Below are 16,097 nucleotides of genomic sequence, written 5' to 3' on the forward strand. Positions count from 1 at the left end.
GGCGGGGGCACGCCGAGCGCACTGCCCCGCCGGAGTCAAACCTACTACTTGGCCTGGAGCTCTTCTGCGAGCGAGATGAGCGTCCGGACCATGACCCCCGTCGCACCCTTGCCGAGCCACCCGTAGCCGCCGCCCTTGTGCTCGGACGGACCGGCGATGTCGAGGTGCGCCCACGGGATGCCCTCGCCGACGAAGCGCTCGAGGAACTTGCCCGCGAGCAGCATGCCGCCCGCCGGGTTGCCGACCGTGGCGTTCACCATGTCGGCGACGTCGCTGGCGAGTCGGGCGTCGAGCTCCTCGGGCAGCGGCATCGGCCAGATCGGCTCGCCCACGGCTCCGGCGACGGCGCGGACCTGCGCGACGAGGTCGTCGCTGCCCATGAGCCCGGTCGTGCGGTCACCGAGCGCGACGACCTGCGCGCCGGTCAGCGTCGCGACGTCGACGATGGCGTCCGGGTGCTCGAGCGACGCCGCGGCCATGCCGTCACCGAGGACCAGGCGGCCCTCGGCGTCGGTGTTCGTGACCTCGACGGTCTTGCCGTTCTTCAGCGTGAGGACGTCGCCCGGCCGGGTCGCGGAGCCCGAGGGCATGTTCTCGGCGAGGCACAGCCACGCGGTCACGCGGACGTCGAGTCCGAGCCGCGCGGCCGCGACGGTCGCGGCCAGGACGGTGGCGGCGCCGGTCATGTCGGTCTTCATGCCGAGCATCGAGGCGGCGGGCTTCAGCGAGAGGCCGCCCGAGTCGAACGTGATGCCCTTGCCCACGAGGGCGAGGTGCTTCGTGGCCGACTCCGGCGCGTAGCGGACGACGACGAGGCGCGGCGGGCGCTCCGAGCCGCGGCCGACGCCGAGGATGCCGCCGAAGCCCTGCTCCTCGAGCGCGCTCTCGTCGAGCACCTCGACGGTGAGCGGGAGACCGTCCGCCTGGGCGCGGGCGACGTCGGCGACGTCGGCGGGGCCGAGGTCGCCGGCGGCGGTGTTCACGAGGTCGCGCACCAGGGTGGCGGCGTCGGCGACGATCGCCGGGCGGACGGTCGCGTCGGCCGCGGCGGACGGCGCGAGCACGGTCACCTGCTGGTCGCCGCGGGTCGGGCCGGTCGTCCCGGTGCCCTTGTGGCGCGTGAAGGAGTAGGCGCCGAGCGCGGCGCCCTCGAGCGCGGCGTCGACGAGCTCGGCCGTGTCGGTCGGGAGCGCGAGGGCGATCGAGGAGACGAGCGGGAGCTGGCGGACGGCGCTGCCGGCCGCCGCACGGACGGCGGCGGCGTCGGTCGCAGCGCCGAGGCCGATGAGCGCGATGCCCTGCGCGTCGACGCCGACGGCCGGGACGCGGACGAGCTGGTCCTTCGCCCCGGTGGCGCCGATGGCCGCGAGGTCGATGTCGTCGAGCGCCGAGAACGGCGTCGTGGCGGGCGGCGCGATGGTCGCGGGTGCGCCGTCGGTACCCGGTCGGACACCGAGCACGAGGACGTCGGCGGAGATCGAGGCGGGAGCGGAGGAGTCGGTGGAGAGCGTCGGTCGGACCATGCGACAACCCTATCCAGCAGGTGTTCGCTGTCGGCGTGGTCGAGCCGCACCGGGGGAGTGCCGCGCCCCGCCTAGCATGGGGACGGTGAACCACCCCGAGGAGCTCTACACCTTCGCCGAGGACGCACCGACCGTCCCCGAGGGGCTGCACCTGGTCGCCGGACTCACCGGGTTCGCCGACGCCGGTTCGGCCGTGGCGCAGGTGACGTCCGCGGTCCTGGACGACCTCGAGACGGAGCTCGTCGCCGAGTTCGACCCGGACGTCCTGCTCGACTGGCGCGCTCGTCGCCCGGTGATCACGTTCGAGCACGACCACATCGCCGCCGTCGAGCCGCCGCGGCTCCGGCTGCACCTGGTCCGCGACGAGATCGGCCAGCCCTTCCTGTTCCTCTCGGGCTACGAGCCGGACTTCCAGTGGAACCGGTTCGTCCGCGCGGTCACCGACCTCGCCGCCCGGCTGCAGGTCGCGGACACGACCTGGGTGCAGTCGATCCCGATGCCCGTCCCGCACACACGCCCGATCAGCCTCACCGTCTCCGGCACGCGCGCCGACCTCGTCGAGCAGATGAGCGTGTGGAAGCCCGAGACCCAGGCGCCGGCGAACGTCCTGCACCTCGTCGAGCACCGGCTGTCCGAGCTCGGCGAGCAGGTCACGGGGCTCGTCCTGCTCGTCCCGCACTACCTGTCGGACACCGAGTTCCCGGACGCCGCCGTCGCGGCGTTCTCCGGCATCTCTGCCGCGACCGGCCTCATCTTCCCGTCCGACGAGCTCCGCGAGGAGGGCCGCGAGTTCCGCACCCGGGTCGACGAGCAGGTCGCCGGCAACGAGGAGCTCCAGCGCCTGGTCGGCGTGCTCGAGGAGCGGCACGACACGTACATGGAGGGCAACCCGATCGCCTCGCCGCTCACCGGCGTCGACGGACAGGTCCCGACGGCCGACGCGATCGCCGCGGAACTCGAACGCTTCCTGGCCGACCGCCGCCCGGAGGGCGACGCGGGGACCGACTGAGCCGCACCGGCCCGACGGGGGCGACCCGCGCCTCCAGGCCGTCCTGACGGGAGGCACGACCCGCGTCCGCCCCGCTCGGCACGTTCTCCACAGCCCGTCCTGGCGGCGGTGCCGCCCCCGGTAGCCTGGTCGGGTGAACTCCCGCCGCGCCTTCCTCGTGTGGGGCGTCGCGGTGCTCGCGTACGTCCTCGCGGTGGTGCAGCGGTCCTCGCTCGGGGTGTCCGGTGTCGACGCGCAGGACCGCTTCGCGGTGTCGGCGGCCGTGCTGTCGACCCTCGCGGTCGTGCAGATCGCCGTCTACGCCGGGCTCCAGATCCCGGTCGGTATCGCCCTCGACCGGGTCGGCCCCCGTCGACTCGTGCTGCTGGGGGCCGCACTCCTCGTCGTCGGCCAGGCCGTCGTGGCGGTGTCGCCGACGATCGGACCGGCCATCGCGGGGCGGGTGCTCGTCGGCGCCGGCGACGCGATGACCTTCATCTCGGTGATCCGCCTGGTCCCGATGTGGTTCAGCGGGCGGATCCTGCCGCAGATCTCGCAGTGGACGGGCAACCTCGGGCAGGTCGGGCAGGTCCTGTCGGCGTTCCCGTTCGCCGTGCTCCTGCACACCGCGGGGTGGTCCCCGGCGTTCGGTGTCGCCGCGGCCGCGAGCGCCGTCGGGCTCGTCCTCGCCTTCGTCTTCGTGCGGAACGGTCCGGTCCCGGTCCGCACCGACACGATCCCGCTGCCGCACACCTGGCGGGGCGCGTTCCACACCTTCGGGCACGCGCTCCGTCGCCCGGGCACGCAGCTCGGGTTCTGGTCGCACTACGTGACCCAGTCCTCCGGCACGGTGTTCTCGCTGCTCTGGGGTGTCCCGATGCTGCGCGGGCTCGGGTACTCGCCGTCCGAGGCGGCCGGCTTCCTCACCGTCATCGTCGTCACCGGCTTCGTCGCCGGTCCGGTGCTCGGCGTGCTGTGCGCCCGGTTCCCGCTCCGGCGGTCGAACCTGGTGCTCGGCATCGTCGTGTCCCTCGCGGTGGTGTGGACCGCCGTGCTGGTGTGGCCCGGCCAACCGCCGACGTGGTTGCTGGTCGTGCTCGTCGTCGTGATGGGGATCGGCGGCCCGGGGTCGCTCATCGGGTTCGACTTCGCGCGGTCCTTCAACCCGGTCGGGTCGCTCGGGTCGGCGAACGGCGTGGTGAACGTCGGCGGCTTCCTCGCCGCGTTCGTGATGATGTTCCTCATCGGCACCGTCCTCGACCTGGCGTCGTCCGCGTCGGGGCAGACCGTCTTCGCCTGGACGAACTTCCGACTGGCGCTCACCGTGCAGTACGTCGTGGTCGGGATCGGCGTCGTGATGCTCCTGCACGCCCGTCGTCGCACGCGTCGGGTCCTGCACGCCCAGGACGGAATACGGGTGGGGCCGCTCTGGGTTGCACTGGTTGCACGCCTGCGGAAGCGGAGCGTGCAATAATGAGGTCGGACCCGTTCGGGCCTCCTGTGTCTCGGAGCACTCCAGTGCGCCGCAGAGACCGGGGGACTTGACATGGGTCCTAGTGCTGCCCGGAACGGTAGGACCCGATGACGCGTGAGAGCGCGGCGCGAGCCCTGGGTGGCGAGGGAGGCCACGACCCCACGAACGTGGCACGACGAGAGAGGTGATCGCATGGCTGCCCGGAGCACGACGATCGATCCCACGAAGGACACCCCTTCGGAAGACACTGCGCCCGAGGGTGCGACGGCGGACGCCGCCGAGACCGAGGGGACGGCCGCGCCGAAGAAGCGCGCCACCAAGACCACCGCCAAGAAGGCCGCACCGAAGAAGGCCGCCACCAAGGCGAAGAAGAAGTCCGACGACGACGAGGACATCGACGAGGAGACCCCGGTCGTCGAGGCCGACGCCGAAGCGACGGACGAGGCCGACACCGAGACGGACGACAAGGACACCAAGCCGGACGCCGCAGCAGCGGTCGCCGCCGGCGCCCTGGTGATCTCGCAGTCCGACGACGACGAGGCACCGGTCTACTCCACGACCATCACCGGTGCCACCGCGGACCCGGTGAAGGACTACCTCAAGCAGATCGGCAAGGTCGCGCTGCTCAACGCCGAGCAGGAGGTCGAGCTCGCGATGCGCATCGAGGCCGGCCTGTTCGCCGAGGACAAGCTGCAGCACTCGACCGGGTTGTCGAAGCCGGAAGAGCGCGAGCTGCGCTGGGTGGCCCGTGACGGTCAGCGTGCGAAGTCGCACCTGCTCGGCGCGAACCTCCGTCTGGTCGTCTCGCTCGCCAAGCGCTACACCGGTCGCGGCATGCAGTTCCTCGACCTCATCCAGGAAGGCAACCTGGGCCTGATCCGTGCGGTCGAGAAGTTCGACTACACCAAGGGCTTCAAGTTCTCGACGTACGCCACCTGGTGGATCCGGCAGGCGATCACCCGCGCCATGGCGGACCAGGCCCGCACGATCCGCATCCCGGTGCACATGGTCGAGGTCATCAACAAGCTGGCCCGCGTCCAGCGCCAGATGCTGCAGGACCTCGGTCGCGAACCCACTCCGGAAGAGCTCGCCCGCGAGCTCGACATGACCCCGGAGAAGGTCGTCGAGGTGCAGAAGTACGGCCGCGAGCCGATCTCGCTCCACACCCCGCTGGGTGAGGACGGCGACTCGGAGTTCGGCGACCTGATCGAGGACACCGAAGCGGTCGTGCCGGCCGACGCGGTGGGCTTCACGATGCTGCAGAAGCAGCTCGAGAGCCTGCTCGACTCCCTGTCCGAGCGCGAGGCCGGTGTCATCCGCATGCGCTTCGGCCTCGGTGACGGGCAGCCGAAGACCCTCGACCAGATCGGTGACACGTTCGGCGTGACGCGTGAGCGCATCCGCCAGATCGAGTCCAAGACGATGGCGAAGCTCCGCCACCCGTCGCGGTCGCAGTCGCTGCGCGACTACCTCGAGTAGGCCGATGCGCTTCGTCATCCCGATCCTCGTCGGGCGGATCCTCCGCGCCCTCGCCCGTGCGCGGGGCGGAGGGTCCGCCTACCCCGGGTTCATCGTGCTCAAGCTGGTGCCGGACTTCCTCCAGCACGTCACGAGGCAGTTCCCGAACGGCGTCGTCTTCGTGCTCGGGTCGAACGGCAAGTCGACGACGACGCACATGATCTCCGACATCGTGCGGGCGCACGGGCTGCGGGTCTTCACGAACCCGTCCGGTGCGAACCTGCCGCAGGGCATCGCCTCGGCGCTCCTCTCCGAGGTGTCGCTGACCGGCAAGCTCAAGGCGGACATCGGCATCCTCGAGGTGGACGAGGCCTTCGCGGTCGAGCTCGCCGGGATCCTGTCGCCGTCCACCGTGACGATGCTCAACGTCCAGGTCGACCAGCTCTACCGGTTCTTCGAGACCGAGCGGGTCGCCGACATGATGCTCGACACCGCGGCGCTGTCCACCGCGAACGTCATCACGAACCGCGACGACCAGTTCCTCGACGCCTACGTCGCACGGACCGGCCAGCGGGTGCTGCGCTTCGGCGCGAGCTCCGAGGTCGTGGCCGCGGCGCCGAACGGCCTGCAGAACGCGGACGACTTCGACCGGCAGGACGCCGAGCCGAACCCGGCCGAGTCCGAGGTCGTCGTGAACACCGGTGACGGTGCGACGATCCGCTTCGACGGCGCCGACATCCCGGTGCGCCTGCCCGCACGTGGCCTGCACTACGCGGTCGACGCCGCTGCGGCCACCGCGACGGCGAGTGCCGCGCTCGGCACGCAGTTCCGCGCCGACGCCGTCACGAAGGCCTTCGGCACGATGAAGCCCGCCTACGGCCGTGGCGAGCGACTCCCGATCGCGGGCGAGTCCGCCGAGTTCACGATGTTCAAGAACGCGGCGAGCCTCCAGCTGAACCTCGACGCCCTGCCGGACCACCCGGAACAGGTGCTCATGGCGATCGACGAGGGCACGCCGGACATCTCGTGGATCTACGACATCGACTTCTCGAAGCTCGACCACGTCGACGTCGTGTCCGGTGACAAGGCCTGGCAGATCGCGATCGCGCTCGAGCACGCCGGTGTCCGCATCGGTCGCGTCGAGCCCGACGTCGAGGCTGCGATCCGCCACATGGAGCAGCTCGGCGCGACCACCTCGGGGACGAAGAACTTCATCGTCAACTACGAGATCATGATGATCGCCCGCAAGGCCCTCGGCCACCCGGACATGGAGAAGACCGCATGACGGCCGACCGGCTGACCATCCTGCACGTCTACCCGCGCCAGATGGGTGTGTCGGGCGACCGCGGCAACGTCGCGGCCCTCGTCCGTCGTGCCGAGACCGCCGACATCACCACCGAGGTGCTCGAGTACGCCCCCGGCGACGCGCTCCCGACCGAGGCCGACGTCGTCGTGATCGGCAACGGCCCCCTCAGCGCGATGCGCTCCCTCGGCGACGACGTCGCCCGGATCGGTGCCCCGCTCCGTGCGTTCGCCACCGCCGGTGTGCCCGTCGTGGCGGTCGGTGGTGGCTTCGACCTCGCCACGAACGAGGTCGTGCCGACCGACGGTGCCGGCGTGACCGGCTTCGGCGTGTTCGACGCCCGGGCCGTCCGCGGTGCCGAGCGCCGGGTGAACTACTTCGTGCTCGACACGGCCTACCCGCTGCTGCCGGGCGCCTCGACCGGGCTCGCCGGCTTCGAGGACCACGCCACGCGGATCGAGCTCGGCACCGGCGTCCGGCCCTTCGCCGAGGTCGTGTCCGGGGGCGGCAACCAGGCGGGCTCGCCCGTCGAGGGTGCCATCGCCGGGACCTCGTTCGGCACGCACACCCAGGGACCGATCCTGCCGCTGAACCCGCAGCTGACCGACGGCGTCCTCGCCGCGGCCACCGCGCGGCTCGGCCGCGAGTACGCCCCGGACCCGGAGCGCACCGCGACGATCGACCGCTACGCGCGCGAAGCGCGAGCGACCGTCGACCGGTACGTCGACAAGGCGTTCAAGCGGATCGCCTGACGCGACCCGCAGACAGACAGGAGGCGCGGTGCCAGCTGGCACCGCGCCTCCTGTCCGTTCAGCGCTCGCGTCGGCGCGCGCTACTTCGACTCGTAGAGCCGGCTGCTCTCGTCGTGCCACTCGATCGCGGTGGCAGCGAGCTTGTCCTTGAACTCGGCGCCGTGGTGGGCGCAGAAGTACAGCTCACCGCTGGCCATGGTGGCCCGGATGTACGCCTGCGCGCCGCAGCTGTCGCAGCGGTCAGCAGCAGTGAGCTGGTTGCTGCCGAGTTCGTCGATGGAGAGGTCCTGCACGGTCTGGGTCATTGCTGTGCTCCTCACGGATCGCAGGGGGTGCGGGTTGGTCCACCCATTTCAACACGTGATGCCTGAGAGTCGTGCATTGTCGCGGGCCCATTTCGCTCAGCGCGGATCGCTTGTCCCCAGTCCGAGTGTCCGCACGGTGGTGTCGGTGCGGATCGCTAGCATCGGACGGTGAGCTCCGACTACTCTGCCCGCCATCTCTCCGTCCTCGAAGGGCTCGAGGCGGTCCGCAAGCGTCCGGGCATGTACATCGGGTCGACCGACTCCCGCGGCCTCATGCACTGCCTCTGGGAGATCATCGACAACTCGGTCGACGAGGCCCTCGCCGGGCACGGTGACGAGATCGGCGTGCTGCTGCACCCCGACGGCTCGGTCGAGGTCCGCGACACCGCTCGCGGCATCCCGGTCGACGTCGAACCGAAGACCGGGCTGACCGGGGTCGAGGTCGTGTTCACGAAGCTCCACGCCGGCGGCAAGTTCGGCTCCGGCTCGTACGCCGCGTCGGGTGGGCTGCACGGTGTCGGCGCCTCGGTCGTGAACGCGCTGTCGGAGCGGCTCGACGTCGAGGTCGACCGCGGCGGCAAGACCTACGCGATGTCGTTCCACCGCGGCGAGCCCGGCACGTTCGACGACGCGGCGGGCATCGGTCCGGACGCACCCTTCTCCCCGTTCACCTCAGGCAGCGAGCTCCGGGTCGTCGGGAAGGTCAAGAAGGGCGTCACCGGGTCGCGCATCCGGTACTGGGCGGACCGGCAGATCTTCACCCCGGACGCCAAGTTCAGCACGAGCGACCTGGTCAGCCGGGCCCGCCAGACCGCGTTCCTCGTACCGGGGCTCGGCATCACCATCACCGACGCACGGCCCGCCTCGATCGAGGCCGCGGCAGCCCGCGCCGTCGCGACCGGCGCCGAGGTCGAAGCGGGACCGGTCATCGAGCGCTTCCGGTACGAGGGCGGGATCGGCGAGTTCGTCGAGCACCTCGCCGTCGACTCCGCGGTGACCGACGTCTGGCGGGTCCAGGGCACCGGGACCTTCACCGAGACCGTCCCCATGCTCGACGACAAGGGACACATGGTGTCGACGTCCGTGTCGCGTGAATGCGAGGTCGACCTCGCCCTGCGCTGGGGCAGCGGCTACGAGACGGTGTTCCGCAGCTTCGTCAACATCATCGCGACGCCCAAGGGCGGGACGCACCAGGCCGGGTTCGAGTCCGGTGTCGTCAAGGCCGTGCGCACCCAGGTCGAGGCGAACGCCCGCAAGCTCAAGGTCGGCCAGGACAAGCTCGAGAAGGACGACGTGCTCGCCGGCCTCACCGCCGTGCTGACCGTCCGGCTGCCGGAACCGCAGTTCGAGGGGCAGACGAAGGAGGTCCTGGGCACCCCCGCGGTGCGCAAGATCGTCGACCAGGTCGTGTCGAAGCGGCTGACCGAGATCCTCACGTCGACCCAGCGCACCGAGAAGGCCCAGGCGGCGACCCTGCTCGAGAAGGTCGTCGCCGAGATGAAGACCCGCATCTCGGCCCGGGCGCACAAGGAGACCCAGCGCCGGAAGAACGCGCTCGAGAACTCCTCGCTGCCGACGAAGCTCGCCGACTGCCGCAAGCAGGACGCCGAAGGCACCGAGCTCTTCATCGTCGAGGGTGACTCGGCGCTCGGCACCGCCAAGCTCGCCCGCAACAGCGAGTACCAGGCGCTGCTGCCGATCCGGGGCAAGATCCTCAACGTCCAGAAGGCCTCGGTGTCCGACATGCTCTCGAACGCCGAGTGCGCGTCGATCATCCAGGTCATCGGCGCCGGCTCCGGTCGGACGTTCGAGATCGACCAGGCCCGCTACGGCAAGATCATCATCATGTCCGACGCCGACGTCGACGGCGCACACATCCGGACGCTCCTGTTGACGCTCTTCTTCCGGTACATGCGGCCGATGATCGAGCAGGGTCGGGTGTACGCCGCGGTGCCGCCGCTGCACCGGGTCGTCGTGGTGAACCGCGGCAAGGCGAACGACACGCTGTACACGTACTCCGAGGCCGAGCTGCAGGCGGTCCTGAAGAAGCTCGAGAAGCAGGGCAAGAAGTACCAGGAGCCGATCCAGCGGTACAAGGGCCTCGGCGAGATGGATGCCGACCAGCTGGCGGAGACCACTATGGACCGGACGCACCGGACGCTCCGGCGGGTGAACGTGCCCGATGCCGAGAGCGCTGCGAAGGTCTTCGAGCTGCTCATGGGCAACGACGTGGCGCCGCGCAAGGAGTTCATCCTCGCCGGCGAGGGACTCGACCGCGACCGCATCGACGCGTAGGCGGCGCGGGGCGCGGGGCGCGGGGCGCTGCGCGTAGCGGGCGCGCTGCGGCGTGCCCTGGAGGGTCGTCGGGGCGGACGGGAGGCGCGGTGCGGGGCGCCCCGCGCCTCCCGTCCGCCTGTGGTCGCGTGTTCACGCGCTGGGCGACAGTTCGCGCGGCCGGAGCCCCGTGAACTGTCGCCTCGCGCGAACGGTTGGTCGGGCCGGCGGGCCGGCGGGCCGGCGGCCGGCGGGCCGGGCTGCCGGAGCGGGCGGGAGCGCGAGACTCGGCTGGGCGGACTGTTTCGTGCCTCGGCAGCGCGAGTTCTGTCCGCGGGGCCGAGTCTCGGGGCCGCCCCGCCCTCGCGCCCCCGCGCGACCGCGCGCCCGCGGCACCCGCGCGGCGTGCTCACGTGCTGGGCGACATTTCACGCGGCCGAAGCCCCGTGAACTGTCGCCCAGCGCGAAAGGTCGCGAGCGACACGCGCCGCGGCGAGCGTGCGCCGCGCGCCGCCCTACGCCTCGCCGGCGGTGCCGTCGAGCGCCGCGGCGCTCCCGCCGATCGTGCCGATCACGGCGTCGAGCGGCGCCCCTGACCCGTCACGCTTCGACAGCCAGTCCGGCAGGGTCCGGGCAGCGCCGTCCGTCCCGACGGCGTGCGGGGGAGCGATGCCCGCCCACGCCACGGTCAGCCCGTCCTCGCCCTTGAGAAACGCGTGCGCCCGCACGCCCTGGGTGGCACGGCCCTTCGCCGGGAACTCAGACAGGGCCGAGACCTTCGCGCGCCCGGTGTCCGTGCCGGGCAGCGCCGAGGAGGACGCCGAGACGGTGGCGACCACGGCGTCGTCGGAGCGTGCGACGGACCCGAACCAGATCACCGAGGCGCCGGCGGCGAGTGCGACGCCGGCGACCCCACCGGCGGGGAGCCCCTGCGCGCGGACGCCCGAGGCCGGGAACCGCAGCAGCTGCGCGTTGGACGTGATGAACACGAGGTCGTCGGACTCCGGCGCCTGGGCGGCACCGACCACCGCGTCGCCGGGCTTCAGGCCGATCGCGGGGAAGTCCGGCTTGTCCGGCCATGCCCCGGGGACGACCCGCTTCACGACGCCCTGCACGGTGCCGATCGCGAGGGAGTCCGACGAGGCTCCGGACAGGTCGACGAGCGCCACGACGGTCTCGCCGCGGGCGATGCCGAGGAAGTCCGTCACCCGGACCCCGGCGTCGAGCCGGACCGCGGCGGGCGGCACGGCGGGGACGTCGACGGGCGAGAGCCGGATCACGCGGCCGGTCGAGGTGAGGGCACCGACCTGACCGCGGACCGAGCTGACCACCGACGACAGGACGGCGTCGTGCTTGGACCGCTTCGGCACCCGGACGATCCCGAGCTCGGAGGTCGGGATGTCGACGCGGATGAGTCGCCCGGTGGTCGAGAGCAGCACGCGGCACGGGGCGTCGGCGATCTGCAGCGACTCGGGGTCGACCGCGGCCTTGCGCCCACCCTTGACCGGGCCGTCGGCCTCGGTGAGGAGGGTCCGGCGCGGGGTGGCGAACCGGTCCGACACCTCGGTGAGCTCGAGCGCCACCTGGGCGCGCAGCCGCTCGTCGGAGGCCAGGAGTTCCTCGAGCGCGGCGATGTCGGCGAGCAGCTGGTCGCGCTCGCCCTCGAGCTCGAGGCGCGAGAACTTCGTCAGCCGGCGGAGCCGGAGCTCGAGGATGTACTCGGCCTGCACCTCGGACAGGTCGAAGACGGTCTGCAGTCGGGACCGCGCTGCCTCGGAGTCGTCCGAGGAGCGGATGACCTCGATGACCTCGTCGATGTCGAGGATCGCGACGAGCAGGCCCTCGACGAGGTGCAGGCGTTCGCGACGACGTGCCAGCCGGTACTCGGACCGGCGGGTGACGACCGACAGCCGGTGCTGCACGTACACGTCGAGCAGCTCGCGCAGTCCGAGGGTGCGCGGCGACCCACCGACGAGGGCGACGTTGTTGATGCCGAAGCCGTCCTCGAGCGGGGTGTGCTTGTACAGCTGCTCGAGCACGGCGGTCGGGTTGAAGCCGCTCTTGATGCCGATGACGAGTCGCAGCCCGTGGTTGCGGTCGGTCAGGTCGTTCACGTCGGAGATGCCGACGAGCTTCTTCGACTGGACCCCGTCCTTGATCTTCTCGATCACGCGCTCCGGGCCGACCAGGTAGGGGAGCTCGGTGACGACGAGCCCGACCTTGCGCGGCGTCAGGTTCTCGACGCTCACCTTCGCGCGCGTCCGGAACGAGCCGCGCCCGCTGGCGTAGGCGTCCCGCACGCCGGACAGTCCGACGATGGTGCCGCCGGACGGCAGGTCGGGACCGGGGACGAACTCCATCAGCTCGTCGAGGGTGGCCTGCGGGTGCATGAGGAGGTGCTTCGCCGCCTCGACGACCTCGCCGAGGTTGTGCGGCGCCATGTTCGTCGCCATGCCGACCGCGATGCCCGACGCGCCGTTGACGAGCAGGTTCGGGAACGCCGCGGGCAGCACGCCGGGCTGCATGATCTGGTTGTCGTAGTTCGGGACGAAGTCGACGACGTCCTCGCCGAGGCCCTCGGTCATGGCCATCGACGGTTCGGCCAGCCGGGCCTCGGTGTAGCGGGCGGCGGCGGGGCCGTCGTCGAGCGAGCCGAAGTTGCCGTGGCCGTCGACGAGCGGTACGCGCATCGTGAACGGCTGCGCCATGCGCACGAGGGCGTCGTAGATCGCGCCGTCGCCGTGCGGGTGCAGCTTGCCCATCACCTCCCCGGTGACGCGGGCGCTCTTCACGTGGCCGCGGTCGGGACGCAGTCCCATCTCGGCCATCTGGTAGAGGATGCGCCGCTGCACGGGCTTCAGGCCGTCGCGTGCGTCGGGGAGTGCCCGTGAGTAGATGACGGAGTACGCGTACTCGAGGAAGGAGCCCTGCATCTCCTCGGAGACGTCGACGTCCTCGATGCGTTCACCGTCGGGCAGGCCGACTGCTTCCGTGCGTGCCATGGCACCCTTCTGCGAGACTGGGGGAGATGGGAACAAGCGTACCGACGGCCCCCGACGCCACCGCGAACCTCGCCGACGTCTTCCCGAGTTGCCTCGTCGCGCTCGGCGCTGCGGACGACGCGTGGTTGCGTGCCACCGGACGGGAGGCGCGGATCACCCTCCGCCCCGCCCGTTCCGCGATCGTCGTGCTGGTCGACGGCCTCGGTGCCGGCGCGCTGGCCGCGCGCGCCGGGCACGCCCGCTGGCTCGCCGCCGGCAAGAAGCGGCTGCGCAGCGGCTTCCCGACGACGACGGCGGCCGCGCTGAGCACGCTGACCACCGGTCGGTCGCCCGGCACGCACGGTGTGGTCGGGTACAGCGGCTGGAACCCCGACACCGAGCGCGTGATGAACCTGCTGAGCGGGTGGGATGACGAGGTGCCGGCCGGCTGGTTCCTCGCGAGTACCCTGTTCTCCGAGGCCCCGGCGCTCGGCGTCGACCCCGTGGTCGTCGGCCCGGCCCGGTACCGCTCGTCGGGGATGACGGCGAACGTCCTCGGCGGCGCCCGCTACGCCCCGGCGGACTCGATCGCCCAGCGCGTCGACGCGGCCCTCGCCGAGACCGCCGCGGGGAGGTCCCTGGTGTACCTCTACGTCCCCGAGCTCGACTCGATCGGGCACAAGCACGGCTGGGAGTCGGACCGGTGGACGGCTGCGCTCGAGCTCCTCGACGGCGAGCTCGCCCGACTCGAGCAGCGCGCCGCGGCCGACGTGGGGATCGTCGTGACCGCCGACCACGGGGTGCTCGACGTCCCCGAGCACCAGAACGTCGCGATCGACCCGCTGCTGCTGACCGACGTCGTCGGGGTGGCCGGCGACCCGCGCTGCCGGCAGTTCACGGTGGCGCCGGGCACCGACGTGCGGTCGCTCGTCGGGCAGTTCCGTGCGCGCTACGGCAAGAAGGCGTACGTCGCCAGCCGCGACGAGGCGATCGCCGCCGGCTGGTTCGGTGCGGTCTCGGACGAGGTCGTGCCGCGCATCGGGGACGTCGTGCTCGTCGCACGTGGGTCGTGGGCGTTCAACGACGACCGTGCCCTGCGTGCCGGCGAGTCACCGAAGCGCATGATCGGCCAGCACGGGGCGATGACCGACGAGGAGACCATGGTGCCGCTGCGGCTCGCCGGGGCGTTCGCGCAGTAGCGGAGCGGGCCGCACCCGACACCGGAGCCGGGCGGCTCCGTGCCGATCAGGCCGGGTCGTCGTCCGGCCGCGTGCCGAAGACGATCTCGTCCCAGCTCGGCATCGACCGGCGGTTCCGCTTCTTGCGGTCGACCCGGCCACCCTCGGCCTCGGGTGCCGACGCGGGTCGGGCGTCCGGCTGCGGCGCGGTGTCGGACGAGTCCTCGAACCCCTGCAGCGGGATGTCGACGACGCTGATCGAGGTCCGGCGCCCGTCGTCCTGCGGCTGCTCGCCGAAGGCCGCCGCCTCGCGCTCGCCCCGACGGCGTCGGAGCGCCTCGAGGAGGTCGGCGGTCTCGTTGCCCGGGGCGCGTTCCTCGACGGCGGCACCGATCCGGGGGAGCGGCGCGCGCAGGGGACGGTCCTGGACGTCGGGGTTCGTGACGTCCTCGTCGGGCTCGTCGACGCGGAAGGCCCCGGAGTCGAACCGCGTGCCGTCGGTGTCCTGGTGGTCGTTCTCGACCGCACGGAGGCGCGGCGCGATGCCCTCGTCCTCGGTGTGCGACAGCCGGTGGGCGTCGCCGTTGTCCGGCGTCAGCGTCGACGTCTTCGGGTCGAACCGCCACTGGGCGTCGTGCTCGACCTCGGCGGCGGTGTAGTGCACGCGCACCTGCCAGCCGCTCTCGACGTGCTTCCACGAGCCCCAGGCGATCCCGGTCGCCTCGCCGGCCTCGAGCTTGGCGGTGATCGCCTCGCCGAAGGTGTCGGGGGACTCGTCGTCCACCGGCGTCACCGGGACGCGGTGCGCGGCGTCGAGGATGAAGGCACGCTCGGCGAGCACGGGGCCCTCGAAGCGCCGCACGTACTCGACGTCGACGTCGAGCGCCGCGGCGACCTCGGCCGCGTCCGCACCGCCGCGGATCCGGGCCTGCACGTCCTTGGGGGAGACGCGCTTGTGCGGGCCGGACTCGGGGTTCGCCTGCCGGACCTGACCGGTCAGCGACGAGGTGACGGGCAGACGGAACTCGGTCCCGCCGTCGGTGGCCAGCAGGAGTGCGCCGGACTCCACCCCGATGACTCTCACGTCTTGCATGGTTCCGCCTTCCGAGCGTCGCGTACGGTCGTGCCTCGTACCCCGTGAGTATGCAGCCGTCCGGACCCGATCCGGCGGAGGCGCACGGGCGTGCCGTGGACTGCCGTGCGAGCGTTTCCGGACAGCGGGAATGGACGGACGGGTACACGGGTTGCAGCGCCAGAACGACCCGCCGGAACACTCGGTTTGCGCTCTGGCGAGACGTGGTGCAAACTGTCGCCGCCGATCACCGGCGACGACCTCTCGATACGAGAAATGGATGGGCATGGCCACCGATTACGACGCCCCCCGGAAGACCGACGACAACTCCGACTCGGAGTCGATCGAGGCCCTCAAGGAGCGCGTTCCCGACAAGATGTCGGGGGTCGTCGACGATGATTCCGACAACCCCGGCAGCTTCGAGCTCGCCGGACAGGACCTCAGCGACGTCGACCTCGACGTCGTCGTGCTCCCGCCCCAGGTCGACGAGTTCACCTGCGTCGAGTGCTTCCTCGTGAAGCACCGCTCGCAGCTCGACCACGAGTCGAAGCTCGGCCCGGTCTGCGCGGAGTGCGCGGCGCTCTAGGGAACGCTCGAACACGAACGGCCCGTCACCTGCTGCGGTGACGGGCCGTCGTCGTTCGCCGAGGCGGACAGGAGGCGCGGGGCGGGCTCGAACCGCGCCTCCCGTCCGTCGCGTGGTGCCGGTCCTTCCCAGAACGCGCGCGATGGGAAGCGGGATCGGGCGTACCTGGTCAGAAGTTCCGGGCAGGTACGCCCGGAACCGGC

Annotated in this window: 12 protein-coding genes; 8 read left to right on the forward strand and 4 right to left on the reverse strand. The window is 71.7% G+C overall.

The features are described 5' to 3' along the window. Nucleotides 1–44 precede the first annotated feature (44 nt). Nucleotides 45–1,523 carry a leucyl aminopeptidase gene (locus ACIQUC_RS01615; RefSeq protein WP_402262485.1) on the reverse strand — a complete coding sequence of 493 codons (1,479 nt, stop codon included), beginning with the start codon at nucleotides 1,521–1,523 and terminating at the stop codon, nucleotides 45–47. Nucleotides 1,524–1,599: 76 nt separating this feature from the next. Here ACIQUC_RS01615 and ACIQUC_RS01620 point away from each other — a divergent pair, with 76 nt between their 5' ends. The 5 genes from ACIQUC_RS01620 to ACIQUC_RS01640 all read left to right on the forward strand — a co-directional run bounded on the left by ACIQUC_RS01620 (nucleotide 1,600) and on the right by ACIQUC_RS01640 (nucleotide 7,498). Then, nucleotides 1,600–2,532, forward strand: coding sequence for a proteasome assembly chaperone family protein (locus ACIQUC_RS01620; protein WP_402262488.1), 933 nt, complete (start codon nucleotides 1,600–1,602; stop codon nucleotides 2,530–2,532). A gap of 133 nt (nucleotides 2,533–2,665) precedes the next feature. Further along, on the forward strand, nucleotides 2,666–3,985 hold the full coding sequence (locus tag ACIQUC_RS01625; RefSeq protein WP_402262491.1) for a nitrate/nitrite transporter: 1,320 nt from the start codon (nucleotides 2,666–2,668) through the stop codon (nucleotides 3,983–3,985). A gap of 192 nt (nucleotides 3,986–4,177) precedes the next feature. Further along, nucleotides 4,178–5,464, forward strand: a complete 1,287-nt coding sequence (locus ACIQUC_RS01630) for an RNA polymerase sigma factor (RefSeq protein WP_402262494.1) — start codon at nucleotides 4,178–4,180, stop codon at nucleotides 5,462–5,464. Nucleotides 5,465–5,468: 4 nt separating this feature from the next. Beyond that, a complete protein-coding gene (locus tag ACIQUC_RS01635; protein ID WP_402262497.1) occupies nucleotides 5,469–6,728 on the forward strand; it encodes a MurT ligase domain-containing protein in 1,260 nt (419 codons plus the stop codon). After that, nucleotides 6,725–7,498, forward strand: coding sequence for a type 1 glutamine amidotransferase (locus ACIQUC_RS01640; protein ID WP_402262500.1), 774 nt, complete (start codon nucleotides 6,725–6,727; stop codon nucleotides 7,496–7,498). The genes ACIQUC_RS01635 and ACIQUC_RS01640 overlap by 4 nt, the downstream gene beginning before the upstream one ends. 80 nt (nucleotides 7,499–7,578) lie before the next feature. Here the strand turns inward: ACIQUC_RS01640 and ACIQUC_RS01645 are convergent, their stop codons facing one another. After that, on the reverse strand, nucleotides 7,579–7,803 hold the full coding sequence (locus ACIQUC_RS01645; RefSeq protein WP_144713499.1) for a hypothetical protein: 225 nt from the start codon (nucleotides 7,801–7,803) through the stop codon (nucleotides 7,579–7,581). A 168-nt stretch (nucleotides 7,804–7,971) separates the two neighbouring features. Here ACIQUC_RS01645 and ACIQUC_RS01650 point away from each other — a divergent pair, with 168 nt between their 5' ends. Then, entirely contained in the window at nucleotides 7,972–10,098 is a 2,127-nt protein-coding gene (locus ACIQUC_RS01650) for a type IIA DNA topoisomerase subunit B (RefSeq protein ID WP_402262504.1), read from the forward strand. A gap of 494 nt (nucleotides 10,099–10,592) precedes the next feature. On the opposite strand, the gene ACIQUC_RS01655 is transcribed toward ACIQUC_RS01650, so the two are convergent. Beyond that, nucleotides 10,593–13,079: a DNA topoisomerase (ATP-hydrolyzing) subunit A gene (locus ACIQUC_RS01655; RefSeq protein ID WP_402262506.1), complete on the reverse strand. Its 2,487-nt coding sequence runs from the start codon at nucleotides 13,077–13,079 to the stop codon at nucleotides 10,593–10,595. A gap of 26 nt (nucleotides 13,080–13,105) precedes the next feature. Between ACIQUC_RS01655 and ACIQUC_RS01660 the strand changes: the two genes are divergently transcribed. Continuing rightward, nucleotides 13,106–14,257, forward strand: a complete 1,152-nt coding sequence (locus ACIQUC_RS01660) for an alkaline phosphatase family protein (protein ID WP_022908069.1) — start codon at nucleotides 13,106–13,108, stop codon at nucleotides 14,255–14,257. 46 nt (nucleotides 14,258–14,303) lie between these two features. On the opposite strand, the gene sepH is transcribed toward ACIQUC_RS01660, so the two are convergent. After that, nucleotides 14,304–15,329 carry a septation protein SepH gene (gene sepH / locus ACIQUC_RS01665; RefSeq protein ID WP_402262510.1) on the reverse strand — a complete coding sequence of 342 codons (1,026 nt, stop codon included), beginning with the start codon at nucleotides 15,327–15,329 and terminating at the stop codon, nucleotides 14,304–14,306. Nucleotides 15,330–15,594: 265 nt separating this feature from the next. Here sepH and ACIQUC_RS01670 point away from each other — a divergent pair, with 265 nt between their 5' ends. Beyond that, entirely contained in the window at nucleotides 15,595–15,894 is a 300-nt protein-coding gene (locus tag ACIQUC_RS01670) for a DUF4193 domain-containing protein (protein WP_031263038.1), read from the forward strand. Nucleotides 15,895–16,097: the final 203 nt, after the last annotated feature.

The organism is Curtobacterium sp. NPDC098951 (genome assembly GCF_044759965.1).
In the GTDB taxonomy this organism is placed as follows: domain Bacteria; phylum Actinomycetota; class Actinomycetes; order Actinomycetales; family Microbacteriaceae; genus Curtobacterium.

Excerpts from the sequence above, each read along its gene's own strand:
- ACIQUC_RS01620 (WP_402262488.1), top strand. The coding sequence starts at position 1,600 with ATGGGGACGGTGAACCACCCCGAGGAGCTCTACACCTTCGCCGAGGAC.
- ACIQUC_RS01645 (WP_144713499.1), bottom strand. The coding sequence starts at position 7,803 with ATGACCCAGACCGTGCAGGACCTCTCCATCGACGAACTCGGCAGCAAC.
- sepH (WP_402262510.1), bottom strand. The coding sequence starts at position 15,329 with ATGCAAGACGTGAGAGTCATCGGGGTGGAGTCCGGCGCACTCCTGCTG.
- ACIQUC_RS01655 (WP_402262506.1), bottom strand. The coding sequence starts at position 13,079 with ATGGCACGCACGGAAGCAGTCGGCCTGCCCGACGGTGAACGCATCGAG.
- ACIQUC_RS01615 (WP_402262485.1), bottom strand. The coding sequence starts at position 1,523 with ATGGTCCGACCGACGCTCTCCACCGACTCCTCCGCTCCCGCCTCGATC.
- ACIQUC_RS01640 (WP_402262500.1), top strand. The coding sequence starts at position 6,725 with ATGACGGCCGACCGGCTGACCATCCTGCACGTCTACCCGCGCCAGATG.
- ACIQUC_RS01660 (WP_022908069.1), top strand. The coding sequence starts at position 13,106 with ATGGGAACAAGCGTACCGACGGCCCCCGACGCCACCGCGAACCTCGCC.
- ACIQUC_RS01630 (WP_402262494.1), top strand. The coding sequence starts at position 4,178 with ATGGCTGCCCGGAGCACGACGATCGATCCCACGAAGGACACCCCTTCG.
- ACIQUC_RS01635 (WP_402262497.1), top strand. The coding sequence starts at position 5,469 with ATGCGCTTCGTCATCCCGATCCTCGTCGGGCGGATCCTCCGCGCCCTC.
- ACIQUC_RS01670 (WP_031263038.1), top strand. The coding sequence starts at position 15,595 with ATGGCCACCGATTACGACGCCCCCCGGAAGACCGACGACAACTCCGAC.